Source organism: Aeromonas sp. TW 6 (assembly GCF_013168745.1).
GTDB classification, from domain to species: Bacteria; Pseudomonadota; Gammaproteobacteria; order Enterobacterales; family Aeromonadaceae; genus Aeromonas; species Aeromonas caviae.
In genome coordinates, this window is sequence record NZ_JABERS010000012.1 from 57,089 (window position 1) to 83,694 (window position 26,606).

Here is a 26,606-nt window from a genome sequence, read left to right on the forward strand (position 1 = left end):
TTTGTATTCAGGTCAGGGGCGATCAGTAACCCTGCTGGTGGACATCCATCACGGCGCGACCGGAGGGGTCGGCCATCTCCTTGAACTTGGCATCCCACTCCAGCGCCGTCGGGGTGGAGCAGGCGACCGACTTGCCGTAGGGCACGGTGCGGGCGGCGGACTCCAGCGGGAAGTGCTCGTCGAAGATGGCGCGGTAGTAGTACGCCTCCTTGGTGAGCGGGGTATTGACGGGGAAGCGGAAGGCCGCGGCCTCGAACATCTGATCCGTCACCTCTTCCTCGACCATGGCTTTCAGGCTGTCAATCCACGAATAGCCCACACCGTCGGAGAACTGCTCCTTCTGGCGCCACGCCACTTCGTGGGGCAGCAGATCCTCGAAGGCTTCCCGCAGGATGTGCTTCTCGATCTTGCCCTTGCCGCACATCTTGTCGGCGGGATTGAGGCGCATCGCCACGTCCATGAACTCCTTGTCGAGGAAGGGCACGCGGCCTTCCACGCCCCAGGCAGCCATGGACTTGTTGGCCCGCAGGCAGTCATAGAGGTGCAGGGAGGCGAGCTTGCGCACGTTCTCCTCGTGGAACTCACGGGCGTTGGGGGCCTTGTGGAAGTAGAGGTAGCCGCCGAACAGCTCGTCGGAGCCCTCTCCCGACAGCACCATCTTGATGCCCATCGCCTTGATGTAGCGGGCCATCAGATACATGGGCGTGGAGGCGCGGATGGTGGTGACGTCATAGGTCTCGAGGTGATAGATGACGTCCCGCAGGGCATCCAGTCCTTCCTGCACGGTGAAGTGGATCTGGTGGTGGATGGTGCCCAGGTGATCGGCCACCTTGCGGGCGGCGGCGAGATCCGGTGACCCTTCCAGGCCGACGGCGAAGGAGTGCAGCTGGGGCCACCAGGCTTCGCTCTTGCCATCGTCTTCCACCCGGCGGGCGGCATAGAGCTTGGTGATGGCGGAGATGACGGACGAATCCAGACCACCGGAGAGCAGCACGCCATAGGGCACGTCGCACATCAGCTGGCGCTTGACCGCCGCTTCCAGGGCCGCTTTGAGCTCGGCCTTGTCGCTGACGTTGTGCTCGACCGGCGCGTATTCCATCCAGTCCCGTTTGTACCAAGTTTTAAGCTCGCCATCCTTGCTCCACAGGTAGTGTCCCGGCGGGAAGGTCTCGACGCTCTTGCACACGGGCACCAGGGCCTTCATCTCGGAGGCGACATAGAAGTTGCCGTGTTCGTCGCGGCCGGTATAGAGGGGGATGATCCCCATGTGGTCGCGACCAATCAGGTAGGCATCCTGCTCGGCGTCATAGAGGATGAAGGCGAAGATGCCGTTCAGATCGTCCAGAAACGCCGGGCCTTTCTCCTTGTAGAGGGCCAGCAGCACTTCACAGTCGGAGTGGGTCTGGAACTGGAAGTCGACCTTGAGGTTCTTCTCCAGCTCCTTGTGGTTGTAGATCTCGCCGTTGACGGCCAATACGTGCGTGCGCTCGGGGTTGTAGAGAGGCTGTGCGCCATTGCCCGGATCGACGATGGCCAGGCGCTCGTGCACCAGGATGGCCTTGTCGGAGCTGTAGACGCCGGACCAGTCAGGCCCGCGGTGACGCAGTCGCTTGGACATCTCCAGGGCCGATTTGCGCAGGGCAGTGGCGTCGGTCTTGATGTCCAGAATGCCGAAAATAGAACACATTGGCGGTAATCCTCTTGATTTTTATATGAGCCCCCCACGTTTGGGCTCGAAATTCCATTTACATTCCTCGCCAATCACAATGCCTAGCGGAAAACCCTTTTGCAAGCGGGAAAACCGCAGAAAATCATGCCGTAAGCGTCAAGTTGCGCCAGGGGATGGCGGCCGTCCGGCCGTCTGAAGAGAGAGGGTCAGGGTTGACGTGCGCGTCAAGTCGCGGCGGGTTCGAAGATCACATAGAGCTTGCGACAAGGGGTGAGGGTCTCCCACTGCCCGACAAAACCGGCGGGAATGACGAACTGATCCCCAGCTTTGAGGTGCAGCCGGTCGCCCTGCTCGTCGTGGATCACCGCTTCCCCTTCCAGCATCTGGCAGTATTCGTGTTCGGTATAGTGAACGGCCCAGCAGCCCGGCTCGCAAGCCCAGAAGCCCACGTGAAACTGCTGGCTCGGGTCGGAGTAGTGGTTCCATGCCGTCTGGCTCGGCGTTCCGGCCCTGATGCGCTCGGGGGGAGGCATCAGCGGGGTGGGGGAGACAGTGTGCTTGTCCAGCAGGATCCAGTCGTTCAGGCTCTTCATGGTGCGTCCTTGAGTGGCGAAGGAGCATCCTGCTCCCGTTTAGTTTGTTTAACGATGTTGCGCTTACGTTAAACGAAACGGGCCCCCTTTGCCAAGGGGGCCCGTGCAGGCTGAAGGCTACCGGAAGGGCGGCACCCGGGATCAGACGATGTCGATGTCCACCACGGAGTCGAAGATGTGGTTCGGTCGAAACGGCATGCGGTCGATGTCCGCCACCTTGCTCACCCCGGAGAGCACCAGCACCGTCTCGAGACCGGCCTGGAAGCCAGCCAGGATGTCGGTGCGCAGGTTGTCGCCGATGATGATGGTGTCGTCGGAGTGAGCCTCCATCCGGTTGAGGGCCGCGCGAATGATCCAGGCGCTCGGCTTGCCGACGTAGAAGGGCTTCTTGCCGGTCATCCGCTCGATGGGGGCACACAGGGCGCCGCAGGCCGGGTACATCAGGGGGCCGTGGGTATCGGGGTTGGTGGCGATGAAGCGGGCCCCCTGATCCACGAACTTGGCGCCCTGCTGCATCATGGTCCAGTTGTAGTTGCGGGTCTCCCCCACCACCACGAAGTCCGGGTCGATATCGGTGATGGTGAAGCCGGCCTTGTAGAGCTCGTGGGTCAGGGCCCCTTCGCCAATCACATAGGCCTTCTTGCCATCCTGGCGCTTGAGAAAGTCGGCGGTGCCCATGGCGGAGGTGTAGAAGCACTCCTCGGGCACCTCTATTCCGGCGGATCGGAAGCGGTTTTGCAGATCTTTCTGGGTCTGGGCCGGGTAGTTGGTGAGGAACAGGAGCTTGCTGCCCTGTTCCAGCAGGCGGTGGACGAAGCGGTCGGCGCCGGGAATGAGATCGTTGTTGTGCAGGATGACGCCGTCAATGTCACAGATGACGTTTTTCTTCATGAATTCTCCTTGTAGGGCGCAAGAGCGGGGACAGGGCCTCCCTCTGTTCGTCTCTTCAATCGGTTATGGTTTTTGTGCCGCCATTATAAGGCCCTTTGATGACAAGTCTCCTCCGGCGGGCCAGATGGGTGCACAATGAAGGCGAAGGGAGGGCGCCGCCCCGGTGGTGTCCGCACGAAGTCTGATTATGGAGCCGTCATCATGGAGCACTTTATTGCCGGCTTGCCCAAGCTGGAACTGCACCTGCATATCGAGGGGACCCTCGAACCCGAGCTGATGTTCGCCCTCGGCCAGCGCAACGGGGTGGCGCTGCCCTGGCCTGATGTCGACAGCCTGCGCGCCGCCTATGAGTTCGACGGCCTGCAATCCTTCCTCGATCTCTACTACCTCGGCGCCAGCGTGCTCATCCACGAACAGGATTTCTTCGACCTCACCTGGGCCTATCTCGAGCGCTGCGTTGCCGATCACGTGGTGCACGTGGAGATCTTCTTCGACCCCCAGACCCACACCGCCCGCGGCGTGTACTTTGCCACCGTGCTGGGGGGCATCGAGCGGGCGCTGCAGGCTGGCGAAGCAGCCTTTGGCATCAGCTGGCGTCTTATCATGAGCTTCCTGCGCCACCTGAGTGAAGAGGCGGCATTCGCCACCCTGGCAGAGGCCACGCCGCACCTGGCGCGCCTGCACGGGGTCGGCCTCGACTCGGGGGAGCGGGGCAACCCGCCCAGCAAGTTTGCCCGGGTCTTCGCTCGCTGCCGCGAGCTGGGGCTGCCGCTGGTGGCCCATGCCGGCGAGGAGGGGCCGGCTGACTACATCTGGCAGGCGATCCGGGAGCTCGGGGTGCAACGCATCGATCACGGGGTGCGCTGCGTCGAGGATCCCTCGCTGCTGAGCTATCTGGCGGATACCCGGCTGCCCCTCACCGTCTGCCCCCTCTCCAACGTGCGGCTCAGGGTGTTTGACCAGATGGCCCACCACAATGTGCTGAGGTTGCTGGAGCAGGGGCTCTGCGTCACCGTGAACTCCGACGATCCCGCCTATTTCGGGGGATACCTGGGGGCCAACTTTCAGGCCCTGGCCGACGGGCTTGGCGCCAGTCAGGAGCAGCTGTGCCGCCTCAGTCTCAATGCCGTGGAGGCGAGCTGGCTGAGCCTTGCGGACAAGGTGCGCCTGACCCGTGACATTCGCCTCCATGCCGCCCTGCACGGGGTGAGCCTGCATTGAGCAGGCCGTCTTGCACACCTTGAATGCAGGATGCCCGCCATGGCGGGCCACTTTGTGCCATCGTTGGGCGGGTATCAACCCACCCTCACCAGATATTTTTCCCCTTGGCCCTCCTGCTTGACGCGGGTGAGCAGGGCAGGCAGGGCGTCGAAGTTGCCCACCACCAGCGGCGGCGGGGTCAGCTCGCCGCTCGCCATCTGCGCCATCATGGCGACACCGGCCGCCACCAGACGGCTCCACTGTTTGTCCGAGCCAAAGGCGTGCTGGGCGCCGAGGGCAATCTCGTGCAACGAGTGGCAATGGCTAAAGGCGGGCAGCGGGTTGCGCGCGATGCGCCCGAGCACCGTCACCATGTGGCCGTAATAGCCAAGGGCAGGCAGCAAGGCTTCTGCCTGCTGGCTGGAGACCAGATCGATGATCCCCTCGAAGGGTTCACCGCCGTTGGCGGCCTGCAACTGGACCAGCCAGTCGGGATCCCGATAGTCCGCCACCCCCTGCACGCCTAGCTGTTTGAGCCACTGGTGGTGGCGCGGGCTGGCGCTGGCAAAGACGCGGGCACCCTTCTGGAGGGCAAGTTGCACCGCGAAGCGGCCGACACTGCTGCCAGCCCCCGAGATGAGCAGGGCCTCCCCGTGCAGGTGCGGCAGCTTGGCCAGCGCCTGCCAGGCGGTGAGGCCGGGGCAGGGGAGCGCGGCGGCCGCCTCGTCGCTCAGGGCATCGGGCACCGGCATCAGGGCGCGAGCCGGCACCAGGGTGTGGCGGGCAAAGCTGCCGCCATGGCGCAGGTCGGTGTGATAGGCGACCCGGGTGCCGGGGCGCAGGTGGGTGACGTTGGCCCCCAGCGCCACCAGGGTGCCCATGCCATCGACGCCAGGCACATGGCCTGGCTGCCAGTGGGGATGACCCTGTTCGATGAGTTTCCAGTCCACCGGATTGAAGGCGATGATCCGGTTGGCGACGAGAACCTCATCGGGGCCGGGGGTGGGGAGCGCTTGCCGGGTGAGGGTGAGCTGGTCAGGTTCGCCGGGGGCGTGCCAGCACCAGGCATGGGTGTGGGTCATAGTGACTCCTTGAAAGAGAGGTGGCGCAGATTGAGTTATATGGCGTAACAATGTCTTGAGTTGTTGTTGCACTGGCGAGACAACAAGGCGGACCCCACGCTGGTGGGGCCCGCCCGGTAAGGCGTTCGGCGCGAGCCGCCTTATGCCCGCTCTGCCCCATAGACGGGGTAATCGGTCAGCCCTTTCTCGCCGCCGCCAAACAGGGTGGCGGGATCATGGGGAGCGAACGGATGGCCGTGGCGCAGGCGGTTCGGCAAGTCGGGGTTTGCCACGAAGGGGCGACCGAAGCCAATCATGTCGGCCCAGCCTGCCTCAATGGCGGCGCGGGCGCGTTCCCCATCGTACTTGCCGGCGTAGATGAGGGTGTTGGGGAAGGCATCGCGCAGCCCCTGCTTGAAGCTCTCCGCCATCAGGGGGGCGTCGTCCCAGTCCGCTTCGGCGACGTGCAGATAGACCACGCCGAGCTGGCCCAGCAGGTGCGCGGCGGCCAGATAGGTCTCCTGGGGGTTGGCATCCACGGTGCCGTTGAGGGTGGTGAGCGGCGCAAGGCGTACCCCGACCCGGTCGGGACCGATCTCGTCACAGACCGCCTCGGTCACCTCTTTGAGGAAACGCAGCCGGTTTTCGAGCGAACCGCCATAGCCGTCGGTGCGGGTATTGGACTCGGAGTCGAGGAACTGGTTGATGAGGTAGCCGTTGGCGGCGTGCAACTCGATGCCGTCAAAGCCCGCCTCCATGGCGTTGCGGGCGGCCTGGCGAAACTGCCCCACCACGGCGTCGATGTCGGCCTGGGTCATGGCGCGCGGGGTGACGGTCTCCACAAACCCCGGGGCATCGCTGCCGTTGTCGACGAACACCTTCACTCCCTTGGCCTGGATGGCGGAGGAGGAGAGGGGCTGGGCGCCGCCGATGTTGTCAGGATGGGTGACCCGGCCCACGTGCCAGAGCTGGGCGAACATGATGCCCCCCTCGGCGTGGACCGCGTCTGTTACCTGCTTCCAGCCTGCCACTTGCTCGGCGCTGTGGATGCCCGGCGTCCAGGCGTAGCCCTTGCCCAGGGGGTCTATCTGGGTGCCTTCGCTGATGATGAGGCCGGCCCCGGCACGCTGGGCGTAGTAGGTCGCCATCATGGCGTTGGCCACGTCCCCGGGCTGGCTGGCGCGGGAGCGAGTCATGGGGGGCATGACGATGCGGTTGGCAAGGTGCAGCTGGCCGAGGCGAAGGGGGCAGAACAGGGGATCGTGGTGCATGATGGATTCCTCAATCTTTGGGAGTGAGGTGACTCTAAAGGGGATTGTTATTGTGAAAAAGAGGGGGTATTGCAGAAGAGAATTGCCGTTATCGCAGCAATGGCGCGGGAGGGGCCGGGCTCGCGCCAGAAAAAAGAGGGCCAAAGGCCCTCTTTTGCTGCATTGCCACCGATGATCAGGGGGAGAGTGGGGTAACCCGTACTCGCTCGATGCGCCGCTCGCTCACGGCCATGACCTCGAAGCAGAACTGGCCGAGGTGCAACTGCTGACCGACGTCGGGCAGACTGCCGAAGTGGGAGAGCAGCATGCCCGCCAGGGTCACGTACTCGTCGCTCTCGCTCACCAGACCGTCGCAGTTCAGGGCCTGCTCCACCTGATGGATGTTGGTGGTGCCGTGGATGAGCCAATGCTCGCCCTCGCGCACCACATCGGGGGTCTCGTCCTCGTCCGGCAGCTCGCCGACGATGGCCTCCAGCAGATCGTGGTTGGTGACCAGCCCCTGGATGACGCCAAACTCGTCCGCCACCAGAATGAGGCTGCCCCTGGCCTGACGCAGCTCCGCCAGCAGCCGGATCACGTTGATGGTCTGGGGCACGATGGCAGGCTCGTTCTGTCTGGCAAGTGCTGCCAGGGATTGCCCCTCGTTGAGGGCAAACAGCAGATCCCGAGCCTTGACCACCCCGATGATCTCGTCCAGCTCCCCGTCACAGACCGGGAACAGGCTGTGGGGGGCCCGTTGCAGCAGGGCGCGGATCTCGTCCTCGCTGTCGCTCACGTCGATCCACTCCATCTCGGAGCGCGGGGTCATGATGGTGCGAATGGAACGCTCGGCCAGCGACAGCACGCCGCTCACCATGTAACGCTCCTCTTCACCGAAACCGGGGGGCAGGGGCTGAGCCTGCACCTCTTCTTCGTCCTCCTGCGGGTGGGCTGAGCGTTTGTTCCCCCCCATCAGCTTGAAGATGGCGGCGGTGGTGCGCTCGCGCAGGGGCTGGCGCGCCTCATGGCGCAGGGCACTGCGCTGGGCGAGCTGGTTGAAGAACTCGATGAGCACCGAGAAGCCGATGGCCGCGTAGAGGTAGCCCTTCGGAATGTGGAAGCCGAAGCCCTCCGCCACCAGGCTGAAGCCGATCATCAAGAGGAAGCTCAGGCAGAGCACCACCACAGTGGGGTGGGCGTTGACGAAGCGGGTCAGGGGCTTGGAGGCGAGCACCATCACCACCATGGCGATGGTCACGGCCGCCATCATGACGCCGAGGTGATCCACCATGCCGACGGCGGTGATGATGGAGTCCAGGGAGAAGACCGCATCCAGCACCAGGATCTGGGCGATCACCACCCCGAACCCGGCATAGACGCCGGTGCCGCCTTGCTCCTCGGGCTTGGCCTCGAGTCGCTCATGCAGCTCGGAGGTGGCCTTGAACAGCAGGAAGAGGCCGCCCCCCATCAGGATGAGATCCCGACCGGAGAAGGGGTGATCCCAGATGTGCAGCAGAGGAGCCGTGAGGGTGACCAGCCATGACATGATGGTGAGCAGTCCCAGGCGCATCAGCAGGGCCAGGGAGAGACCGATGATGCGCGCCTTGTCCCGCTGGGCGGGGGGCAGTTTTTTCACCAGGATGGCGATGAAGACCAGGTTGTCTATCCCGAGAACGATTTCCAGGATGATCAGGGTAAGCAGACCGACCCAGATTGACGGGTCCAGCAAGAATTCCATGTGATTGACCTCAATGAAGACAGATGCAGTGAATCGTGGTCACGGCGTGGCCGTGGTGACGGAGACGATCGCTTCAGAGGCGTTGGTTGAGCAGGTACAGATAGGCTTTGATGGGAAAAGACGAAGGGCTACTTCGGGGATTGTCCATGATGGGCAATAAAACCTCGGGTCAAAAGTGAGCCCTGATGATAACGACTCGCCGCCATTTGGCAAGGCGCTGTCCCAATTACATGTTGAAAGGCTAACCTTGAAGTAGGTCATCACCCTGAGGGCCTCCATCATGGATACCCAAGCCTTTCAACATCTACTGTCTCTCTTTCCACAGCTCACCATGCGCCAGCGTCGCCTCGCGCAACATGAACTCACTACCCCTCACCCAATCACCTCGCTGGCCGCTCAACTCCCGCTTGTCGATGTTGCCCTCACTGTCATGCCGAGGCTACGCAGTTGGCTCCCTGGGGTTGGAGTCGAGGGCTGCGTCGTTATCGCTGCAAGCAGTGTCTGCGCACCAGTTCCGTTCTCACCAAGACGCCTCTGGCTCGACTTCGCAAGGCACAATGCTGGGAAGACTACGCCCAGGCCCTCATCGACGGTCTGACCGTCCGACAGGCTGCCGTCCGCTGCGGAGTCTGTAAAAACACCGCCTTCTTGTGGCGTCACCGCTTCCTGAAAGCCATGGCGAGTCACCAGGCGGCACGGGAAGGGGGTATCGTCGAGGTTGATGAGACCTTCTTCTTGGAGTCGTTTAAAGGGCAACGTGGTTTGCCCCGCCCGGCCCGCCACCGTGGGGGCAAAGGCCGTACCCGAGGCACAGGGCCGGATTACATCCCGGTGATGGTGGTTCAGGACCGGGCTGGTCACCATGCGGATTTTCAGTTGGAGAAAATGAATGCCGAGACGGTGATAGCTGTTTTGACACCCCTTGTCTCGTCAGATGCGGTGTTGTGTAGCGACGGCGCCGGGGTGTATGCCAGTTTCAGCAAAGCGCAGGGAGTGACCCATCAGGTCGTGCGCAATCGCCAAGGCGAGCGTGTGGTTGACGCGTACCATATCCAGCATGTAAACGGATATCACCGTCGGTTGAAAGAGTGGATGGAGCGGTTCCATGGGGTAGCGACCCACTATCTGAGAAATTATCTGGGTTGGCGAAGGATGTTGGAGCGCTACGGGCGGGAAGTGAATGTACCACGTTGCTTGCATGAGGCGCTGGGGCGCCCCATGCAACACGTAATTGGGACATAGCCTTTGGCAAGGGGGTCTGGACGCGCAGGGGGAGGCGCTCGCCCAACAGGGCAACAGGGACAGGCGGAGCTTGCCAGGCAAGCCCCGCCTTGCGGCTTACAACCAGCGTTTTTCCCGGGTGAAGCAGACCGAGAGCCAAGCGTCTCCCAGGGTGTCGCCGAGGCGGGACCAGAGCTCCTGGCGCAGGGCATCCTGGCGTTCGACGGGCCACTCCTGGCCGGGGGCCACCAGGATGTTGAGCTCGAGATCGAAGCGGCGGCCGCTTTTTGCCAGGTGGCTGTAGCACTCGACCCCATGGCGCAGGCGCAGGGCTTCGACTTCGCTGGCCACCAGCCGGGAGACATCCCCCTTGGGGGCAATCTTCAGCACTTCCCGCAGGTTTCGACCGAGCACCTTGATGGGGATGAGGGTGGCGCACAGAGCCAGCAGGGAGACCAGCATCGGGTCTATGTAGCGGTTGTAGTGGCCGTAACCCAGGGTATCGAGCCCGATGGCGACCAGAAAGCCGATGAGCAGGGTGGCGCTGAGCAGGGTATCCACCAGCCACTCCTTGGAGTCCACCCGCACCAGCTCGGAGTTGACCCGCTCGGCCACGTCGGCCTCGATGAGATAGAGGATGCTGCAGAAGAAGGTGGAGACGACGGCATAGATGAGGGCGTGGCCGAGATCGATCTCCCGTCCGCCCGCCAGCAGGGAGGTGATGCCGCCATAGAGGGCACCGAGGCAGAGCAGCAGAATGATGGCGCCGTTGATGACGTTGGCGATGGGTTCGAAGTGGGCGTAGCCGTATTGGAAACGGGCGTCGGAGGGGCGGGTAACCAGGTAGGCGGTGATGAGCCCAAGGCCCGTCATGCCCATGCTGAACAGGGTGAAGATGCCGTCCAGCATGATGGCGTTGGAACCGACGAACAGACCATAGCCGATCCCGAAAATGGCAAAGGTGATGCAACCAAACAGCGACAGGGTCAGCGCCTGTTTTTCGGTGCGAATAAGCGTACTGATAACATGGCTGTAGTGAGCCATAAAAGTCCTCCTTTCAAATGGTGAAGATTGCGCGCGCAAGCGGTTTTCTAGCTGATATACTGCCCGCTCACATGTGAGCGGACTGGTTCGGACACCCGCAAAGAGGCAGGTCCGAACGGTCGTTGTCGCCGGAATGCCGGCATCAAGCAAAGGATGGGAACAAGGATTCATGATCCCGAGACTCGATTACCAGGACAGTTTGTCACCTACAACCCTGCAGTTTCTTGAGTTGCTGGCGCGATCAGCATTTCGTGGTGATATCGAAAAGTCTTATGCAAGCCGGTTGGCGATGGCGACGGATAACAGCGTCTATCAGGTCGTACCTCAGGCGGTTCTCTATCCGCGCAGCGCGGATGACATAGCGGTGATGCTCAAGCTGGCCCAGGGGCCTGAGTACGCGACCTTGAGTTTCTTCCCTCGCGGCGGCGGTACCGGCACCAATGGCCAATCCTTGGGCGGCGGCATTATCGTCGATCTCTCGCGCCATATGAACCAGATCATGGAAATTAATCTGGAAGAGGGTTGGGTGCGGGCCCAGGCAGGAGTGGTCAAAGACCAGCTCAACGCCTTTTTGAAGCCCCACGGCTACTTCTTCTCGCCGGATCTCTCCACTTCCAACCGGGCCACCTTAGGGGGCATGGTCAACACCGATGCCTCGGGGCAGGGCTCCTTGGTGTACGGCAAGACCTCGGATCATGTGCTCGGCCTCAAGGCCGTGCTGGAAAACGGCGATCTCATGGCGACCGAGCCGGTGACCGGTCAGCGTCTGGCGGACAAGCTGGCCCTCGAGACCCGTGAAGGGGAGATCTATCGCACCCTCTATCGCATCGGCCGCGAGCGGCGCGCCGACATCGAAGCCACCTTCCCCAAGCTCAACCGCTTTCTGACCGGTTACGATCTCAAGCACCTCTATCAGCCCGAGAGCGACACCCTGGACGTCAGCCGGGTGCTGTGCGGTTCGGAAGGTTCCTTGGGTTTTATCACCGAAGCCAGGCTCAACATCACCCCCATCCCGCGCTATCGCACGCTCGTCAACGTCAAGTACGACAGCTTCCCCTCCGCGCTCAGAAACGCCCCCTTTATGGTACAGGCCCACGCCCTGTCGGTGGAAACGGTGGACTCCCGGGTGCTGGGACTGGCCCGCGCCGACATCATCTGGCACTCGGTAAAGGATCTCATCCAGGATGTGCCGGGCAAGGATCTGCAGGGGCTCAACATCGTCGAGTTTGCCGACACCGACGAGAATGAGCACAAGGCCAAGGTGGCGGAGCTGTGCCGGCGCATCGACGGTCTGCTGGCGCGTGGTGAGGCCGGGGTCATTGGCTATCAGGTGTGCGACCACCTGCCGAGCATCGAGACCATCTATGGCATGCGCAAGAAGTCGGTGGGGCTGCTCGGCAACGCCGAGGGGCGCAAGAAGCCGGTGGCCTTCACCGAAGACACCGCCGTGCCGCCGGAATCCCTGGCGGACTTCATCATGGAGTTTCGTACCCTGCTGGACGCTCACGGCCTTGATTACGGCATGTTCGGCCACGTCGATGCCGGGGTGCTGCACGTGCGCCCGGCGCTGGACTTGTGCGATCCCGAGCAGGAGGTGCTGCTGCGGCGCATCTCCGATCAGGTGGTGGCGCTCACCGCCAAATACGGCGGCCTGATGTGGGGGGAGCACGGCAAGGGCTTCCGCTCCGAATACAGCCCCGCCTTTTTCGGCGAGCTGTGGGAGGAGCTGCAACGGGTCAAAGGGGCGTTCGACCCGGCCAATCGCATCAACCCGGGCAAGATCTGCATGCCTTATGGCAGCGGCGCTTCGCTTGTCTCGGTGGACGGGCCCAAGCGCGGCAAGTTCGACCGCCAGATCCCGATTGCCGTGCGCGAGAGCTATACCCGGGCGCTGGATTGCAACGGCAACGGTCTGTGTTTCACCTTCGAGACCGACTCCCCCATGTGTCCCTCGGTCAAGATCAGCCGCGACCGCCGTCACTCTCCCAAGGGGCGGGCCGGCCTGATGCGCGAATGGCTGCGCCAGCTGGCACAGCAGGGCTTCGATCCGCTGAGTGAGGAGGTGGCGCTGCAAAGCGGTGGTCTGCGCTTCAAGCAGATTGTCGACAAGTTTCGCAACACGGTGGCCCGCGCCCGCGGCGAGTATGACTTCTCCCACGAGGTGATGGAGGCGATGGAGGGGTGCCTGGCGTGTAAAGCCTGCACTAGCCAGTGCCCCATCAAGGTGGATGTGCCCACCTTCCGCGCTCGCTTCATGCAGCTCTATCACAGCCGCTATCTGCGTGGACCCAAGGATTACTTCGTCGGCACGGTGGAAAGCTATGCCCCCTTGCTGGCCAAGGCGCCGAAACTGGTCAACTTCTTCCTCGAGAAGGAGTGGGCCCAGAAGGCGACCGAGAAGAGCATCGGCATGGTGGACGTGCCGCTATTGAGCGTGCCGACCCTGGCCGAGGAGCTGCGTGACCATCGCGCCCGCTATTTTGACCTGCCGGGGCTGGAGGCCATGAGCCCCGAGCAGCGTCAAAAAGTGGTGCTCATCGTGCAGGATCCCTTCACCAGCTATTACGATGCCCCCGTGGTGCGTGACCTAGTGAAGCTCGCCAGCAAGCTCGGCCTGCAGCCCTATCTGCTGCCGTTCAAGCCCAACGGCAAGCCCCAGCACGTGAAGGGTTTCCTGCGCGCCTTTGCCCGTACCGCGGCCAGCAGCGCCCAGTTCCTCAACAAGGTGGCGGCGCTCGGCATCCCCATGGTGGGGGTCGATCCCTCCCTGGTGCTCTGCTATCGGGACGAATACGTGAAGGCGCTCGGCCCCGCCCGTGGCGACTTCCAGGTGCTGCTGCCCCAGGAGTGGCTGCTCTCCTTGCCGGCCGAGGCGCTGCCTGTGCGAGAAGCGGACGCCGGCGCCGAGCCCTGGTATCTGTTCGCCCACTGCACCGAGAAGACCGCCAAGCCGTCGACCCACGGTGACTGGAGCACCCTGTTCCGCCGCTTCGGTGCCACCCTGCAACCGGTGTCGGTGGGCTGCTGCGGCATGGCGGGTACCTATGGTCACGACGCCAAACAGGTGGAGAACTCCAAGGGCATCTATGGCCTGAGCTGGGCCGAGCCCTTGGCTCGCCTGCCGCAAGCTCGCTGTCTGGCCACCGGTTACTCTTGCCGCAGCCAGGTGAAGCGGATGGAGGGGGAGAAACTCAAGCACCCGCTGCAGGCCCTGCTGGAACTGCTCTGATGCTGACCCTGCCCAAGCGGTTTCGGGTGCCGCAAGCCTATCGGCACCCGCACTTCCTGCTGCTGCCGGTCAATCCGACCCAGGCGGTGGTGGAGTTCGTCGCCATGCTGCGCGAGCGCGAGCAGCTTCATCAGCTGTTTCGCCCGGACGATGTGTGGCCCTCCGCCAATTTCAGCCTGAGCCAGCACGAGGCCGATCTGGAGTGGCAGCACTCCGAGTTTCTGGCCAAACGCTCCTTTGCCTATGGTCTGTGGAGCCCGGCGCGGGAGCCCGAGTTCTGGGGCGGGGTTTACCTCTATCCCTCGGTGTTGCCGGAGGTGGCGGTGGAGCTCTTCTTCTGGAAGGTGGCCGAGGCGCCGCTCACCGATGCCGAACTGGAGGCCGAACTGCGCGCCTGGCTCGGCAAGGTATGGCAGTGGCCCGCGCCGCGCCTGCCGGGGCGGGATCAGCCATGGGCCGAGTGGCCAGGGGTGACCTATCCCTGGTGAGAGTCAACCTCGATGCAAGATGCCCCGGCGTGGGCATCTTTTTTTTTGCTCCTTTTTCGCCGACACTGCTGGTTTGCCGCTACGGCGCAGCGATAACCCGTTGATCACGCAAGGAGTCCGCTCACCATGAGTCAAGAAAGCAGCCCCATCTGGCGCAAGCCCATGAGCCTCGAAGGGCTCAACGCCAGCTCTCGCAATACCCTGATGGCCCACCTCGACATCGTCTATACCGCCTTTGGTCTCGACTGGCTGGAGGCCACCATGCCGGTGGATCACCGCACCCATCAGCCGCTCGGCATGTTGCACGGCGGCGCCTCCGTGGTGCTGGCGGAGACGCTGGGTTCCTTGGCGGCCAACATGGCGGTCGGGTCTGACAGTTATTGTGTCGGGCTGGAGGTCAATGCCAACCACCTGAGAGCCAAGCGGGAAGGGGTGGTGACGGGGCGCTGCACGCCACTGCATCTGGGGGCGACGACTCAGGTGTGGCAGATAGAAATTCGCGATGAACGTGGTCGTTTATTGTGCACCAGCCGGTTGACCATGGCGGTGCTCAAACACAAGCGGGACAAGGACTCTGGCGAAGCGTGATCTGCAATAACGCACCATGAGTGAAAAATAAGCAAGCCATAGTCGCAAGATCCCTCTATAATTGCCAACGTCTTGAGAGGCTTATCACATTTTTCAAGACAGCAGAACAAAGTGGCGCTATAATCGCCGCCTTTTTGCTATTCCGCGGTGTTAGCCGCCTGCCTTAATCTGGAAGAATCTATGTCTGATACCGAACAACTGCCCCTTTTTAGTGAGCTTGGACTGGCCGCGCCTGTACTGAAAGCGCTGCAGGACGTGGGCTATGAGCGCCCGTCCCCCATCCAGGCCGCAGCAATTCCCCACCTGATGGCGGGCCACGATCTGCTGGGGCAGGCGCAAACCGGTACAGGGAAGACCGCTGCTTTTGCCTTGCCTCTGTTGTCTCGTCTGGAAGCTGGTAACCGCAACACCCAGATCCTGGTGCTGGCACCGACTCGTGAACTGGCCCTGCAGGTGGCTGAAGCGTGCCAACGCTATGCCCACCACATGCCTGATTTCCACGTGCTGCCCATCTACGGTGGCGCCTCCTACGAAACCCAGACCCGCGCCCTGCGCCGCGGTGCTCAGGTTGTCGTGGGTACCCCGGGCCGCGTGATGGACCTGATCCGTCGCAAGAACCTGGACCTCTCCGGCCTGAAAGCCCTGGTGCTGGACGAAGCGGACGAGATGCTGCGCATGGGCTTCATCGACGACGTGGACTGGATCATGGAACAGTGCCCGGCCGGTCGTCAGGTTGCCCTGTTCTCCGCCACCATGCCGGAGCAGATCCGCCGTGTGGCCCAGAAGCACCTGAAGCAGCCCAAAGAGATCAAGATCGCTTCCAAGACCGCGACCGCTACCACCATCCGCCAGCGTTACTGGCAGGTGACCGGTCTGCACAAGCTGGACGCCATGACCCGTCTGCTGGAAGTCGAGCCCTACGAAGCCCTGCTGGTGTTCGTTCGTACCAAGAACGCCGCCGAAGAGCTGGCCGGCAAGCTGGCTGCCCGTGGTCACGCCTGTGAAGCGCTGCACGGTGACATCCCGCAGAAGCTGCGTGAACGTACCGTCGACAAGCTGCGCCAAGGCCAGCTGGACATCCTGATCGCCACCGACGTGGTTGCCCGTGGTCTGGACGTTGAGCGCATCACCCACGTGGTGAACTACGACATCCCCTACGACACCGAATCCTACGTTCACCGTATCGGCCGTACCGGCCGTGCCGGTCGCAAGGGCGAAGCCATCCTGTTCGTGGCACCGCGCGAGCGTCGCATGCTGCGCGCCATCGAGCACGCAACCCGTCAGGCCATCGAGCCGATGAAGATGCCGAGCACCGAGGACATCAACCAGCACCGTCTGGCCAAGTTCAAGGAGCGCATCCGCGAAACCATGATGGGTGAAGAGCTCGAGATCTACGTGAACCTGGTGAACGAGCTGATCGAAGAAGACTCTGCCGATCCGCTGGAGCTGGCTGCCGCACTGGCCAAGCTGGTACAGGGCGACCAACCGCTGCTGCTGGATGACTCCATTCCGGATCCGGTGTTCAACGCCGGCAACGATCGCGGTGGTTTCGAGCGTCGTGACTTCAATGACCGTGGTGGCCGTGATTTCGCCGACCGTGGCGATCGCCCGGCTCGTCGCATGCCGTCCCTGGAGCCGCGTCCGCTCAAAGACAACCCGGACGTGGAGATGGAGCGCTACCGCGTCGACGTGGGTGCCCATCACGGCGTCAAGCCGGGCCAGATCGTGGGTGCCATCGCCAACGAAGCGAACATCGAGAGCCGCTTCATCGGCAACATCGACATCGCCGATGACTTCTCCACCGTCGATCTGCCCAAGGGCATGAGCGCCGAAGTGCTGGAAGTGATCAAGAAGGCCCGTGTCTGCCAGCGTCCGCTGCAGATCAGCCGCTACACCGAAGTGCCGGCCGGCAGCAACACTGCTCCCCGTCCGCCCCGCGGTGATCGCCCGTTCCGTGGCGACCGTCCTTTCAACAAGGATCGCCGTCCACAGGGTGACCGTCCCTTCAACAAGGATCGCCGTGAAGGCGGTTTCGACAAGGGTCGCAAATTCGGTGGCAAGCGCCGCGACAGCTAAACCCTGACTGCACTGATGAGAAGGCCGCTCCATGGAGCGGCCTTTTTTGTGTCTGTTTTTCAGATGCGTAGCAAAGATTGTCACCTTTTTCCGGCCGGGGCGGGCACCCGGTTTTATGAGGAGCCAGTGAAAAGAAAAATGGTGCAATCCATTTGCCTGGGGGTGGCGCCTGGTGTCATTCTTTGGGAAGCGATTGGGTACTTTTGGAAGGCGTAGAGATAGTTGCTGGTTGCAAACGACTGCGACTTTGGTCTGAAGGTGCATTCTGTTGTTTGCATATGAGTCAGCAGAGTGAGATGAATAAATAAACCGTATGACAGGGAGGTGCGTGATGGGCAAGTGGCTTGGCAAGGTGTTGCTGATATCTGGATGGCTCGTGTCGGGTATGGTGTTGGCGGAGGAGCCCTTCTTCAGAATTGCGGGGGCGGGGTGCTGCAATGGCAAGGGGGAGGTGGTGCTGACCCGTGCAGAGTTTGAGGCCTTGCCGCAGACGGAGGTTAAGACAGGGACGCCCTGGACCGAGGGGGAGCACCTCTATCGCGGGGTGTTGCTGCGGGACCTGGTCAGGATCTACGGTCTCAAGAGCCAGGAGGTCAAGGCCCTCGCGGTCAATGAATACTGGGCCGCACTGCCGCTGGAAGACGGGGAGAAGTACCCGGTGCTGGTGGCCGAGAAGCAGGATGGCAAGGCGCTGACTTTGCGCAACAAGGGGCCGCTCTGGGTCATTTATCCCCTCACCGACCATCCCGAACTCAACAAGGAGCTCTATCACAGCCGGATGGTGTGGCAGCTGGCGGCGCTGGAGAGCAAATAAGATGCTGTGCGGCAAGTTCTTGAGCCTGATCCTGATGGTGACCACCTTTTTGGGGGTGACCCTCTGGTCGGTCTGGAACTATGACCGCGCGTTCAATGCGGTGACGCGCTACACCCAGCTCTCCGCTTGGGCACTGGCCCAGCTCGAGCTGGAGATCCACGCCTTCGAGGAGGGCTTGCAGCTCTATCGTGCCGGTGCCGCCAGCCGGGAGGAGATGAACAAGCGCTTTGACATTGCCTGGAACCGGCTCGATGTCTTCCTGCACGGGGAGGAGGCAAAGTCGGTCAGGGCCCGATTCGGTGCGGACAAGGCGGTCGGCAAGATCCTCGCTCTCTTCGAACATTATGAGCAGGATGTGGTGCATGGGGAGCCGGATTCCCCCGCACTCAAGATGTTCACGGCCGCGCTCGATGACGAGATGCGCGGGGTGCGGGACGTGATGGTGAAAAACTTCACCGGGCCCTCTGCCATCGCCCAGCGCGAGCTGCTCAACGAGTCGAAAACCCAGAACTTCTTCATCCTGGGTTTTCTGATGTTGGCGACCATGGTGATGTTGATGGTGCTGTTTCGCGAAGTGCGTCGCCAGCATTTTCTGGCGTGGAACGACCCTCTCACCCGTCTCCCCAACCGGGCGGCGCTCATCAAGCACCTCCAGCAGTGGACCAGCCATCCCGGTCGGCGCAGCAGCATCACCGTCTGCCTCATGGATCTGGGGCATTTCAGGGAGGTCAATGACAGTCTGGGTTACGAAGTGGGGGACGCCTTGCTCAAACGGCTTGCGGCGCGGATCAAGGCCGCCTCTGGCCAGGGGATCTTCGTTGCCCGAACCGGCAGTGACGAGTTCACCCTCATCATCACCGGCACCATGCCCACCTATCTGCGCTTCCCGTTTCTGGAGCAACTGCGCAGCGAGCTGGCGGATCTGGTGTTTGCTGCCGATCCGGCGCACCGGGTCCGGGTCTTCATGGGCACCAGCCAGTACGTGAAACCGGATCATTCACCGGAAGAGATGCTGCTGTTTGCCGATATCGCCCTCGACAGCGCCAAGCGCAAACGGCTGAATCGCAATGTGCTCTTCTCCAGCAGCATGTATCAGCACTATCAGCGCAAACGCCGGCTGTCGACCGAGCTGCGGGAGCTTATCCACTGCCCGCAATGCCCGCAACTGGCCCTTTACTATCAGCCCATCGTGCGCGGCCAGATTGTGGTGAGGCTGGGGGCCGAGGCGCTGATCCGCTGGCATCATCCTGAATATGGCTTTATTGCCCCCCTCGACATCATCTCGCTGGCAGAAGAGAACGGGTTGGGCGAGGCGCTCGGGGGCTGGATCATCCGGCGCATGCAGCTCGATCTGTCCGGCTTCCCGAAGGAGGTGCTAGCACCGCTCGAGATCTCCATCAACCTCTCCAACTCCATGTTCAACATGGGGTTGGCCAGGGAGATTGAAGAGAAGATGGGTGATGGTCCGTTGGGATTGCACCAGTTAATAGTGGAGCTGACCGAAACCATCGCCCTCGATGACATCGCCCTGAGCAAGCAGATCATTCACTCCCTGCGCCAGATTGGGGTGCGGGTGGCCCTCGATGACTTCGGGACCGGCTGGTCCTCGCTCTCTTACCTGCGTGAACTCTATTTCGACAAGCTCAAGATAGACAGATCCTTTATCACCGCGATCGACAGTGACACCCGGCAGGCGCTCTTCGTCGAGACCATCACCACCCTCTCTCATCAGTTGGGGGTGCGTGTCGTGGCAGAAGGGGTGGAAAACAGCGATGAGCTCAAGGCGGTGCTCACCATAGGGGTGGATGAGATCCAGGGTTATTTCTACTCGCGTCCCTTGCCGCTGCCGGAGTTCATGCAGTTCTGTCACCGCTATTTCGCCCACAGCGCCGCCATTCAGGAAGTGGCACTGGGGTAGCCTTGGGGCAATCGAGCTCCTGTAGCCTTGTCTTCGAGTCCCTCTGTTCGATTGTTCCTGGTTGATATTTCATCCCGACACCTTTCTCCCATGGCAGGACCGCCCATTACGCGGTTTTCTTGTGCCTCCTGCCAGAACGAGGGTGCGAGAGGGCAGGCCCGGTGCTACCTTGTGCCACGAACAGTGCCACAGGGCAGAGGAGCCATAGATGGATCGCTTGGGAGTGATGGAGGTGTTCGTGCTGGCGGTGGAGACCGGCTCGTTTTCGGCGGTGGCCCGCCGACTGGGGATGGGGCAACCCACGGTTTCCAGATTGATTGCCCAGCTTGAGGCGCACCTTGGCAGCCGCCTGTTGCTGCGCTCGACCCGGGGGCTGGCGCCTACCGAGGCCGGAGAGGCCTACTATCTGCGGGCGAGAGAGATCCTGGCCCAGGTCAACGAGGCCGATGCCATGGTGCAGCAATGCCGGGCGGGCCTGAGCGGACGCCTGCGGGTGAGCGCTCCCGTCACCTTCGCCCGCCTGCATATCATTCCCCATCTTGCCGGTTTTCTGGCGGCTCACCCGGGACTGGATCTGGAGATCCTGCTGGATGACGGCAATGTGGATCTCATTTCGGCGGGCATCGAGGTGGCTCTGCGGATCGGCAAACAGGCCGACTCGTCGCTGGTCGCCCGCTGTCTCGCCCGAAGCGACATGCGGGTGTTGGCGACGCCGGCCTATCTGGCCGCCAAAGGAGAGCCTGAGACCCCTCAGGCTCTGCAACAGCATGATCTGGTGCTTTACAGTCCACGGCCCGGAGTGGGGCAACAGTGGCGATTTCGCCGCGGCGTCGAAGAGAAGGTGGTTTCCGGAGAAGGCAGGCTGACGGTCTCGGCGGCCGAAGGCATGCGCGCCGCCGTGCTGGCAGGACTGGGGCTCGGTATCGCCTCGGAGTGGATGTTTGCCCCCGAGCTTGCCCGCGGCGAGGTGGTGGCGGTGCTGCCGGAGTGGCAACTGCCCATGCAGGAGCTCTGGACCCTGCTCCCGGCAGGTCGCCAGCCTGGTGCCAAGGCGAGCGCCTTTCTGGCATTCGTGACCGGCCTGCCCGGCGTGGGGCATACGCCAGCGGAATAACTGTTATGGTCCCCACCGCTCTACTGGTGGCGACGCTCCCCGGGTAGGCTGTGCGCATGGGGCCCGTATCCTGGCGGGAGCCCTTCTACCACGAGGAGAAGATCATGAGTACATCGCCTTCTGCCGGAGGGGCCGCAACCCCCGGGCCCTCCCTGCTCTTCGCCATGGCCCTGTCATGCGGCCTGGCAGTTGCCAACATCTACTACAACCAGCCCATGCTGGCGGTGATGGCACAGGACTTTCCCGGGCACTCGGGCATGCCATTGATCGCCATGCTGACCCAGCTCGGCTATGCCATGGGTCTGCTTTTGCTGGTGCCGCTTGGCGATGTGGTCGAGCGCCGCTGGCTCATTCCGGGGCAGTTTGCACTGATCGCGCTGGCTTCCCTGCTGGCGGCCACGGCCACGAGTGCCACCACCTTGATGCTGGCATCCGTTCTGCTCGGCATCGGGGCCACGGCGGCCCAGCAGATAGTTCCGGTGGCGGCGACCCTGGCAGATCCCGCCCGCCGTGGTGCCGTGGTCGGCAGCGTGATGAGCGGCCTGCTGGCCGGGATACTGCTCAGCCGCACCGTCGCCGGCCTGGTCACCGCCTATGGCAGTTGGCGCGCCATGTTCTGGCTGGCCATTCCCCTGGCCCTGTCGGGAGCCCTGCTGATGGCCAGGATGATACCGTCCGGATTGCCGCGCTCTCCCCTCGGTTATGGCCGTCTGCTTCACTCTTTGGTCGGTCTGTGGCGCGAGGAGCCCGCCTTGCGCCGCGCGACCCTGACCCAGGCCTTGCTGTTTGCCTCCTTCAGCGCCTTCTGGACCGTGCTGGCGTTCTACCTGGCCGAACCTGCCTATGGGTTGGGGGCCGACATGGCGGGTCTGTTCGGCGTCATTGGGGTGGCTGGGGTGGTGGCGGCCCCTCTGGCAGGCCGGATGGCGGATCGGTTGGGGGCCAGACCAGTGGTATTGGCCGGTGCCGTGCTGGTGGTGCTTGCCTGGATCTGCTTCGAGCTGTGGCTCTCTCTGGCCGGGCTGGCGTGCGGGGTCATCTTGCTGGATCTCGGAGTGCAGAGCGCACTCATCGCCCATCAGCAGCGCATCTATGGTCTGAGACCTGAGGCCAGGGGGCGCATCAATACCCTCTTCATGACCGGCATGTTCCTGGGGGGAACCCTCGGCTCCAGCCTGGGGATGCTGGTCTGGCAACAGGGACACTGGATCGGGGTGGGAGCAGCCGGCATGGGGTTGGCCCTGGTGGCCTGTCTCTGCGCCCTGGCCAGCAGGCGGGGGCTGCAACCGGCCATCTGAGGCATGTGCAAGACAAGAAAGGCGACCTCGGGGTCGCCTTTTGTCTGTCTGCTCGGGATGGTCTCAGAGCACCATGGCGGCAATCCAGCCGAAGATCACCAGGGGGATGTTGTAGTGGATGAAGGTTGGCACCACGCTGTCCCAGATGTGGTCGTGCTGACCGTCGGCATTGAGGCCCGATGTGGGGCCGAGCGTCGAGTCGGAGGCGGGGGAGCCCGCGTCACCCAGTGCGCCCGCGGTGCCCACCAGGGCGATGGTCGCCATGGGCGAGAAGCCGAGGTGGATGCACAGGGGCACATAGATGGTGGCGATGATGGGCACGGTGGAGAAGGAGGAGCCGATCCCCATGGTGATGAGCAGGCCCACCAGCAGCATCAGGAAGGCCGCCAGTCCTTTGTGACCTGCCATCATGCTGGAGACGGACTGCACCAGACTCTCCACCCCGTGGGTCTCCTTCATGACGGCGGCGAAGCCTGCGGCCGAGATCATGATAAAGCCGATGAGGGACATCATGCGCACACCCTGGGTGAAGGCATCCTGGCTCTCGCGGAATTTGATGACGCCGCCGCAGGTGAAGATGATGAAGCCTGCGAGCGCCCCCAGCACGATGCTGTTGGTCATCAGTTGCAGACCGAGTGCCACGGCGATGGCCAGCAGGGCGACCCAGATGTGGTTGAGATTGAGCTCGACCGTCTCGGGTTCGGCGGCCAGGATCTTCTCCAGATCATACTGACGCGGCTTGCGGTAGCTGAAGAAGACGGCGATGAGCAGGCCGAGGAACATGCCGAATACCGGGATGGCCATCGCCAGGGGCAACTGGCTGAATTCCACCGGTACGCCGTTGTCGACGAGATTCTTGGCCAGGATGTTGTTCAGGAAGATGCCGCCAAAGCCCACCGGCAGCAGCATGTAGGTAGCGGTCAGGCCGAAGGTGATGACGCAGGCCACCTGACGGCGGTCGATCTGCATCTGGGCCATGACATGCAGCAGCGGCGGGATCAGGATGGGAATGAAGGCGATGTGCACCGGGATCAGGTTCTGGGAGGAGATGGAGACCGCGAGCACCGAGGTGAGCAGCAGGCTCTTGACCCAGAGAATGCGGGTGCTGCTGGCATCCTTGCCGAGCTGGTTGATGACCTTGCGGGCCAGCAGATCGGTGATGCCGGAGCGGGAGATGGCTACCGCGAAAGCCCCCAGCATGGCGTAGGAGAGGGCGATTTCTGCACCGCCGCCCAGGCCGCCGGTGAAGGTGCTGAGGGTCTGCTCGAGGGAGAGTCCGCCGAGCAGGCCACCCACGATGGCACCGATGGCGAGGGAGACCACCACATTGATCCGCAGCAGGCTGAGCACCAGCATCAGCGCCACCGCGATAACAACAGGATTCATTTGATTTCCTTATGGATTGTGTTGCTGTCAGTCGTGTGAAAGCCAGCTAGTTTGCGAAAAACAGGCTAAATGTCGAGAAAAAAATCGGCAGATCCCGGCCAAGGGACGCATCTTCTGCTGGCGGTGAACGGGAACCGGGAAAATGGCCCTTATTCCTTGCCCAGACAGGTCCCCTCATGCAGACAGGCTGCCATGGGCAGCCTGTCTGGGCAGGGGCTGGGAGTGTTCAGCCCTCGTCTTCGGTGTCCGTCGTTTCATCCGGGTTGGCCAGAGGCCAGCCTCCCAGGCTCTTCCAGCGATTGACGATGTGGCAGAAGAGCTCTGTGGTGCGCTCGGTGTCGTAGAGGGCCGAGTGGGCCTCTTTGTTGTCAAAGGGGATATTGGCGCTCTGACAGGCCTTGGCCAGCACCGTCTGCCCCAGGGCAAGACCCGAGAGGGCGGCGGTGTCGAAGGTGGCGAAGGGGTGGAACGGATTGCGCTTGAGGCCGGCCCGCTCGGCGGCGGCCATCACGAAGCCGTGGTCGAAGGTGGCGTTGTGAGCCACTATGATGGCGCGACCACAATCCTGCTCCTTCATGCCCTTGCGCACCCCCTTGAAGATCTCGGTGAGTGCTTCCTTCTCGTCCACCGCGCCCCGCAGCGGGTTGAAGGGGTCGATGCCGGTGAACTCCAGCGCCGCTTTCTCCAGATTGGCGCCCTCAAAGGGCTGGACATGAAAATGGAAGATCTGGTCAGGGACGAGCCAGCCCTGCTCATCCATCTTGAGGGTGTGGGCGGCTATTTCCAGCAGGGCATCGGTCTTGGCATTGAATCCGGCGGTTTCAACATCGATGACGACGGGGTAAAAGCCGCGAAAACGGCCCTTGAGGGTGTGAACGGCGTCGGTCATGGTATCTCGGTCGGCGTGAAAGGAGGCGGTATTATGGCAAAAAAGCGTGCCCTTGTCCCTTATCTGCCGCCATGGGACGGCAAGAGGGCCATTTTGAAACACCTGTGCTTATAATGGGCGACGTCAACCATGGAGGGAGAGGACGATGAAGAAGCTGGGATTGGCACACAAGATGATGTTGGTGGTCTGTCTGCCGCTGTTGGCCCTGCTGTTTTTCTCAGGCCGGTACATCTATGAACGTTATCGGGTCGAACAGGAGATGAGCGGCGCCCTGGTCGCGCTGGCGGTGGTGAAGGAGGCGGCGCAGCTGGCCCATGAGCTGCAACGGGAGCGCGGCATGTCGGCCGGCTTCCTCGGCTCTGGCGGCAGCAAGTTTCGCGATGCGCTGCCTGCCCAGCGCAAGGTGGTGGACCGCCTGTTGCAGCGTTTTCATCAGGATCCTGCCTTGCTGGCGCTGACCGAGGTGCAGCAGGGAGTGGCGGGACTCACCGCCATGCGTGAGCGGGTCAGCGCCCTGGGGGTCGAGGTGGCGGAACAGGTCGGCTTCTATACCCGCCTCGTGACCGCCTTGCTGGCGGTAGTGGACAAGATAAGCGTCGACAGCATGGATGCCACCATCGCCCTGCAGACCAATGCTTACGCCGCCTTCCTGCAGAGCAAGGAGCGTGCGGGCCTGGAGCGGGCGACGCTCAGCAACGTCTTTGGCCGTGACAGCTTCACGCCTGCGCTGTTGCAGCAGTTCATCTCCCTGCTGGCGGCCCAGAACACCTATCTCGAACGTTTCCAGGCGGTGGCGAGTCCAGCCCAGCGTCAGTTGCTGAACGACAGCCTCGCCTCACCCGTGGTGGCCAAGGTGGCCGCCATGGAGAAACTGGCCCTGGACAAGGCGGCAAGCGGCGGTTTTGGTGTCGATGCGGAGGCCTGGTTTGCCTTGAGTACCGACAAGATAGGCCTGCTCAAGGAGATAGAAGACAGCCTCTATCAACAGCTCTTCGAGCGGGTTGAACAGATGCGGGTCGGGAGTGCCGGTGACTTCTGGTGGGGGGCGGCTGGCGTGTTGCTGTGCATCGTCCTGACCAGCTTCGTCTGCTGGCGGGTGGTGCGGGATCTGCATCTGGGCTTCATGGCCCTGCACCAGACCTTCAAGCGCCTGGTGCAGGAGAACGACCTGACTGTGCGGGTCGACTGGCGATCCGGGGATGAGCTGGGTGCCCTGGCGCGGGATCTGAACCATTTCCTCGGGCATCTGGAAAGTTTGCTGCTGGCTGTGCGCCACTCCTGTGACGTGCTGATACGCAGCGCCGCCAGCTCGGCCGAGGTCATTGCCGAGGTGAATGCTGGCGTAGTCAGGGGATGCGGGCAGGTGGATCTGGTGGCGACTGCCGCCACCGAGATGGCATCGACTGTCGCGGAGATTGCCCGCAACGCCACCCAGACCTCCCAGGCGACTCAGCAGGCCATCGGCCGGGCGAAGCAGGGTGACAAGGAGGTGGATCAGACCATCCACACCATCCAGCAGGTGGCGGGCACGCTGGTGGATACCCGGCACCTGGTGGACAGCCTGCATCGGGATACCGAGTCGGTGGGGGAGGCCTTGAGCCTCATCAAGCAGATCTCGGACAGAACCAACCTGCTGGCCCTCAATGCCGCCATCGAGGCGGCCCGTGCCGGTGAATCCGGGCGCGGCTTTGCGGTGGTGGCCGACGAGGTGAGAGCGCTTGCCTCCCGTACCCAGCAGGCGGCGGATGACATAGAGCGGATGCTGGGCCGCTTGCGCCAGGGGGCCAACGAGGCGGTGGCTGCCATGCACACGGGGACCGAACAGGCCGGCCTTAGCGTGACGGAGGCCAAACGGGCGGGGAGCGAGCTGACCGACATCGTCAACGAGGTGCGCAAGGTGAGCGACATGACGGCCCAGGTGGCCACCGCCACCGAGGAGCAGCGTTACGTGACCGACGACATCCAGCAAAACGTGATGACCATCCGTGACGTGTATGAGGCCCATCGCCAGCACTCCCATACCCTGCAACAACACAGTGCCGAACTGGATGCCCTGGCCCGGGATCTGGCGGGACGCATCGCCAGCTTCAAGCTGATGGCCCCTTCTTCCCCCCACTGAGCGTTTTGACCTAAAGCTTG

Annotated in this window: 19 protein-coding genes and 1 pseudogene; 11 read left to right on the forward strand and 9 right to left on the reverse strand. The window is 62.8% G+C overall.

All coding sequences use genetic code 11. The annotated features are described in order from the left end of the window. Nucleotides 1-22: 22 nt before the first annotated feature. From asnB to HKD46_RS08215, 3 genes are all read right to left on the reverse strand, one after another. Nucleotides 23-1,687 (reverse strand): asparagine synthase B, encoded by a 1,665-nt coding sequence (asnB, locus tag HKD46_RS08205; RefSeq protein WP_041213050.1) that lies wholly within the window; start codon nt 1,685-1,687, stop codon nt 23-25. 206 nt (nt 1,688-1,893) lie between these two features. After that, nucleotides 1,894-2,262: a cupin domain-containing protein gene (locus HKD46_RS08210; RefSeq protein ID WP_161469638.1), complete on the reverse strand. Its 369-nt coding sequence runs from the start codon at nt 2,260-2,262 to the stop codon at nt 1,894-1,896. Between the two features lie 141 nt (nt 2,263-2,403). Further along, nucleotides 2,404-3,153: an HAD-IIA family hydrolase gene (locus HKD46_RS08215; protein ID WP_010675115.1), complete on the reverse strand. Its 750-nt coding sequence runs from the start codon at nt 3,151-3,153 to the stop codon at nt 2,404-2,406. Between the two features lie 201 nt (nt 3,154-3,354). Between HKD46_RS08215 and HKD46_RS08220 the strand changes: the two genes are divergently transcribed. Then, on the forward strand, nt 3,355-4,374 hold the full coding sequence (locus HKD46_RS08220) for an adenosine deaminase (protein WP_171865212.1): 1,020 nt from the start codon (nt 3,355-3,357) through the stop codon (nt 4,372-4,374). A 74-nt stretch (nt 4,375-4,448) separates the two neighbouring features. Here HKD46_RS08220 and HKD46_RS08225 read toward each other — a convergent pair whose 3' ends face one another. From HKD46_RS08225 to HKD46_RS08235, 3 genes are all read right to left on the reverse strand, one after another. After that, nucleotides 4,449-5,435 (reverse strand): zinc-binding dehydrogenase, encoded by a 987-nt coding sequence (locus HKD46_RS08225; protein WP_171865214.1) that lies wholly within the window; start codon nt 5,433-5,435, stop codon nt 4,449-4,451. A gap of 140 nt (nt 5,436-5,575) precedes the next feature. Continuing rightward, nucleotides 5,576-6,685, reverse strand: a complete 1,110-nt coding sequence (locus HKD46_RS08230; RefSeq protein ID WP_171865216.1) for an alkene reductase — start codon at nt 6,683-6,685, stop codon at nt 5,576-5,578. A 175-nt stretch (nt 6,686-6,860) separates the two neighbouring features. Next, nucleotides 6,861-8,402, reverse strand: a complete 1,542-nt coding sequence (locus HKD46_RS08235) for a TerC family protein (protein WP_171865218.1) — start codon at nt 8,400-8,402, stop codon at nt 6,861-6,863. A 280-nt stretch (nt 8,403-8,682) separates the two neighbouring features. On the opposite strand from HKD46_RS08235, the pseudogene HKD46_RS08240 reads away from it, so the two are divergent. After that, nucleotides 8,683-9,644 (forward strand): annotated as a pseudogene (locus HKD46_RS08240) (IS1595 family transposase). A 96-nt stretch (nt 9,645-9,740) separates the two neighbouring features. Here the strand turns inward: HKD46_RS08240 and HKD46_RS08245 are convergent. Continuing rightward, a complete protein-coding gene (locus HKD46_RS08245; RefSeq protein ID WP_171865220.1) occupies nt 9,741-10,667 on the reverse strand; it encodes a cation diffusion facilitator family transporter in 927 nt (308 codons plus the stop codon). A 169-nt stretch (nt 10,668-10,836) separates the two neighbouring features. Between HKD46_RS08245 and HKD46_RS08250 the strand changes: the two genes are divergently transcribed. The 8 genes from HKD46_RS08250 to HKD46_RS08285 all read left to right on the forward strand — a co-directional run bounded on the left by HKD46_RS08250 (nt 10,837) and on the right by HKD46_RS08285 (nt 22,192). Beyond that, complete coding sequence (locus HKD46_RS08250) at nt 10,837-13,896, forward strand: FAD-binding and (Fe-S)-binding domain-containing protein (protein WP_171865222.1); 3,060 nt, start codon at nt 10,837-10,839, stop codon at nt 13,894-13,896. Next, complete coding sequence (locus HKD46_RS08255; RefSeq protein ID WP_017408064.1) at nt 13,896-14,384, forward strand: hypothetical protein; 489 nt, start codon at nt 13,896-13,898, stop codon at nt 14,382-14,384. The genes HKD46_RS08250 and HKD46_RS08255 overlap by 1 nt, the downstream gene beginning before the upstream one ends. Before the next feature lie 126 nt (nt 14,385-14,510). Beyond that, the gene (locus tag HKD46_RS08260; protein ID WP_104453054.1) at nt 14,511-14,972 is read left to right on the forward strand and encodes a hotdog fold thioesterase; all 462 of its coding nucleotides are present in this window, start codon (nt 14,511-14,513) and stop codon (nt 14,970-14,972) included. A gap of 180 nt (nt 14,973-15,152) precedes the next feature. Then, nucleotides 15,153-17,048: a DEAD/DEAH box helicase gene (locus HKD46_RS08265; protein WP_016351112.1), complete on the forward strand. Its 1,896-nt coding sequence runs from the start codon at nt 15,153-15,155 to the stop codon at nt 17,046-17,048. 331 nt (nt 17,049-17,379) lie between these two features. Further along, nucleotides 17,380-17,862 (forward strand): molybdopterin-binding oxidoreductase, encoded by a 483-nt coding sequence (locus tag HKD46_RS08270; RefSeq protein ID WP_104453053.1) that lies wholly within the window; start codon nt 17,380-17,382, stop codon nt 17,860-17,862. Between the two features lies 1 nt (nt 17,863). Next, nucleotides 17,864-19,780 (forward strand): bifunctional diguanylate cyclase/phosphodiesterase, encoded by a 1,917-nt coding sequence (locus HKD46_RS08275; protein ID WP_171865224.1) that lies wholly within the window; start codon nt 17,864-17,866, stop codon nt 19,778-19,780. Between the two features lie 208 nt (nt 19,781-19,988). Further along, entirely contained in the window at nt 19,989-20,894 is a 906-nt protein-coding gene (locus tag HKD46_RS08280) for a LysR family transcriptional regulator (RefSeq protein ID WP_042882841.1), read from the forward strand. A gap of 104 nt (nt 20,895-20,998) precedes the next feature. Then, nucleotides 20,999-22,192, forward strand: a complete 1,194-nt coding sequence (locus tag HKD46_RS08285) for an MFS transporter (protein ID WP_171865226.1) — start codon at nt 20,999-21,001, stop codon at nt 22,190-22,192. Between the two features lie 63 nt (nt 22,193-22,255). Here HKD46_RS08285 and HKD46_RS08290 read toward each other — a convergent pair whose 3' ends face one another. Beyond that, a complete protein-coding gene (locus HKD46_RS08290) occupies nt 22,256-23,578 on the reverse strand; it encodes a Na+/H+ antiporter family protein (RefSeq protein ID WP_039038758.1) in 1,323 nt (440 codons plus the stop codon). Nucleotides 23,579-23,804: 226 nt separating this feature from the next. Continuing rightward, nucleotides 23,805-24,467 (reverse strand): ribonuclease T, encoded by a 663-nt coding sequence (rnt, locus tag HKD46_RS08295; RefSeq protein ID WP_010675098.1) that lies wholly within the window; start codon nt 24,465-24,467, stop codon nt 23,805-23,807. Between the two features lie 145 nt (nt 24,468-24,612). Between rnt and HKD46_RS08300 the strand changes: the two genes are divergently transcribed. Beyond that, a complete protein-coding gene (locus tag HKD46_RS08300; RefSeq protein WP_171865228.1) occupies nt 24,613-26,586 on the forward strand; it encodes a methyl-accepting chemotaxis protein in 1,974 nt (657 codons plus the stop codon). The last annotated feature ends 20 nt before the right edge of the window (nt 26,587-26,606 follow it).

Coding starts and splice junctions, on each gene's coding strand:
- asnB (WP_041213050.1), bottom strand. CDS start 1,687: ATGTGTTCTATTTTCGGCATTCTGGACATCAAGACCGACGCCACTGCC.
- HKD46_RS08210 (WP_161469638.1), bottom strand. CDS start 2,262: ATGAAGAGCCTGAACGACTGGATCCTGCTGGACAAGCACACTGTCTCC.
- HKD46_RS08215 (WP_010675115.1), bottom strand. CDS start 3,153: ATGAAGAAAAACGTCATCTGTGACATTGACGGCGTCATCCTGCACAAC.
- HKD46_RS08220 (WP_171865212.1), top strand. CDS start 3,355: ATGGAGCACTTTATTGCCGGCTTGCCCAAGCTGGAACTGCACCTGCAT.
- HKD46_RS08225 (WP_171865214.1), bottom strand. CDS start 5,435: ATGACCCACACCCATGCCTGGTGCTGGCACGCCCCCGGCGAACCTGAC.
- HKD46_RS08230 (WP_171865216.1), bottom strand. CDS start 6,685: ATGCACCACGATCCCCTGTTCTGCCCCCTTCGCCTCGGCCAGCTGCAC.
- HKD46_RS08235 (WP_171865218.1), bottom strand. CDS start 8,402: ATGGAATTCTTGCTGGACCCGTCAATCTGGGTCGGTCTGCTTACCCTG.
- HKD46_RS08245 (WP_171865220.1), bottom strand. CDS start 10,667: ATGGCTCACTACAGCCATGTTATCAGTACGCTTATTCGCACCGAAAAA.
- HKD46_RS08250 (WP_171865222.1), top strand. CDS start 10,837: ATGATCCCGAGACTCGATTACCAGGACAGTTTGTCACCTACAACCCTG.
- HKD46_RS08255 (WP_017408064.1), top strand. CDS start 13,896: ATGCTGACCCTGCCCAAGCGGTTTCGGGTGCCGCAAGCCTATCGGCAC.
- HKD46_RS08260 (WP_104453054.1), top strand. CDS start 14,511: ATGAGTCAAGAAAGCAGCCCCATCTGGCGCAAGCCCATGAGCCTCGAA.
- HKD46_RS08265 (WP_016351112.1), top strand. CDS start 15,153: ATGTCTGATACCGAACAACTGCCCCTTTTTAGTGAGCTTGGACTGGCC.
- HKD46_RS08270 (WP_104453053.1), top strand. CDS start 17,380: ATGGGCAAGTGGCTTGGCAAGGTGTTGCTGATATCTGGATGGCTCGTG.
- HKD46_RS08275 (WP_171865224.1), top strand. CDS start 17,864: ATGCTGTGCGGCAAGTTCTTGAGCCTGATCCTGATGGTGACCACCTTT.
- HKD46_RS08280 (WP_042882841.1), top strand. CDS start 19,989: ATGGATCGCTTGGGAGTGATGGAGGTGTTCGTGCTGGCGGTGGAGACC.
- HKD46_RS08285 (WP_171865226.1), top strand. CDS start 20,999: ATGAGTACATCGCCTTCTGCCGGAGGGGCCGCAACCCCCGGGCCCTCC.
- HKD46_RS08290 (WP_039038758.1), bottom strand. CDS start 23,578: ATGAATCCTGTTGTTATCGCGGTGGCGCTGATGCTGGTGCTCAGCCTG.
- rnt (WP_010675098.1), bottom strand. CDS start 24,467: ATGACCGACGCCGTTCACACCCTCAAGGGCCGTTTTCGCGGCTTTTAC.
- HKD46_RS08300 (WP_171865228.1), top strand. CDS start 24,613: ATGAAGAAGCTGGGATTGGCACACAAGATGATGTTGGTGGTCTGTCTG.